The organism is Mycobacterium sp. WUMAC-067 (assembly GCF_020217485.1).
Classification (GTDB): Bacteria; Actinomycetota; Actinomycetes; order Mycobacteriales; family Mycobacteriaceae; genus Mycobacterium.
Map to the genome: position 1 here is coordinate 1 of NZ_JAEKMI010000136.1, position 2018 is coordinate 2018.

At 60.7% G+C, this 2018-nt stretch carries 2 protein-coding genes; one reads left to right on the forward strand and one right to left on the reverse strand.

Going from position 1 to position 2018, the window contains the following annotated elements:
• Nucleotides 1-133 precede the first annotated feature (133 nt).
• Nucleotides 134-1072 (forward strand): alpha/beta hydrolase, encoded by a 939-nt coding sequence (locus JF781_RS27835; RefSeq protein WP_070947256.1) that lies wholly within the window; start codon nt 134-136, stop codon nt 1070-1072.
• Between the two features lie 189 nt (nt 1073-1261).
• On the opposite strand, the gene JF781_RS27840 is transcribed toward JF781_RS27835, so the two are convergent.
• On the reverse strand, nt 1262-2018 hold a 757-nt coding region (locus tag JF781_RS27840; RefSeq protein WP_225341354.1), incomplete at its 5' end, for an IS256 family transposase.

Genomic DNA, 2018 nt, shown 5'->3' on the forward strand with positions numbered 1-2018 from the left:
CGTACGAAACTACAGTTTCGTCGAAATCCAATCCTTGAGATCTGTCCAGAAGCGCTGACAAGCATCAGATTCCGCGTGACATACAGCGGAGTCGGTGTTGCTGTCCACACGAACAACTTGCAAGGAGTAACCTGTGAAGCTGGATAAGGATGCAGCCGCCATCCTGGCAGTTGTTGCCAGTCAAAACCTTCCTCCCCTATGTGCAGGAAGTGTCCTGGAGGCTCGTCTGAGAGTTCCAGACCCGATCTTCGCCCAGGGCGAGCGCCTGCCTTTGCATTCGGTAATCGATAGCACAATCCCAGGACCCGCAGGAGACCTTCCCGTCAGGATTTACACCCCGCAGGGAGTGGGCCCGTTCCCCGCCGTCGTCTACTTTCATGGTGGAGGATTCGTAATCGGATCTATCGAAACTGCCGACCAAGGCTGTCGGCTGATTGCCAACGAAGCTGGGGCGGTGGTCATATCCGTTGGATACCGCCTAGCTCCGGAGCATCCGTACCCGTCAGCGCCTGAAGACTGTTTCGCTGCAATTACCTGGGTAGCTAAACACGCTGCGGAGGTTAACGTCGACCCCAAGAGACTCGCTGTGGCGGGCGACAGTGCAGGTGCGAACCTGGCCACTGTAGTCACTCTGATGGCGAGAGACCGCGGCGGCCCCGAGATTGCGCACCAGGCACTGCTGTACCCCAACGTCGATCTAACGGATACCGAGTACCCCTCCAAGAGCGTGGACAATGCCGAAGGATACATGCTCGAGAAAACAGACATTGATTGGTTCTACTCGCACTATCTCCCCGATCCAGACAGGGCAAGTGAACCCTACGCGTCTCCACTTCTTGCAGAGAGCCACGCCGGCCTCCCCTCCGCCACGGTGATCACAGCTGGCTTCGACCCACTGCGCGACGAAGGTTTTGCCTACGTCGCTGCACTACAGCGATCCGGCACCCCTGCCGAACACCTGCCCTATCCGTCTCTGATTCATGGCTTCTATTCGTTTCCCGCGGCCATCGGCGCTGCGCGTGATGTTGCCGCAGAGATCGGACAGCGCCTGCGCACTGCACTTTCCGCGTAACCTGCACCCCTCGAATCGACCACTCACTGAGGACAACAACTATGCACAGCCCCAAGTACATCGACATGCTGATCGTCGGAGCCGGCTTCAGTGGCCTGTACCAACTCATCAAATCCCGAAGAATGGGTTTGACTGCCCGGGTGATTGAACGCGGTTGAGAAATAGTCAAATCCTGTGGATCGAGGGTCGTCAGGCGACCTCGGACACCGGCGAATCAGGTGACGGTTCGGGGGTGATATCGACGGGCCGTTCGAGGAGCTTGCCCTTGTGGAACAGAGCGCCGGCCCGTACGAGCGCGACCAGGTGTGGCGCGTTGATCGCCCGCCACCGGGACTGCGCGGCCTCGATCAGCTTGTAGGCCATCGCCATCCCCGCCGCCCTCGAACCCGGGCCCTTGGTCACTTTGGTCCTCAATCGCACTGTGGCGAAGGTGGATTCGATCGGGTTGGTGGTGCGTAGGTGCACCCAATGCTCGGCTGGATACCGGAAGTACTCGAGCAGCACGTCGGCATCGTCGGTGATCTTCTTCACCGCCTTCGGGTACTTCGCGCTGTAGTCGCGTTCGAACGCCGCGATCGCCAACTGGGCCTTGTCGATGTCCTCCGCGTTGTAGATCTCCTTCATCGCCGCCAACGCGCCCGGATGCGCCGACTTCGGGAGCGCAGCAAGAACATTGGCTTGCTTGTGGAACCAGCAGCGTTGCTCGCGGGTGTCGGGGAACACCTCCCGCAGCGCCTTCCAGAACCCGAGCGCACCGTCGCCGACCGCCAACGCCGGGGCGCGCATCCCGCGGCGGCGGCAGCCGCGCAGCAGATCGGCCCACGACTCGGTCGATTCGCGGTAGCCGTCGGTGAGTGCGACGAGTTCCTTGCGGCCGTCGGCGCGGACCCCGAGCATTACCAGCAGGCAGAGTTTTTCCTGCTCGAGGCGGACTTTCAGGTGGATT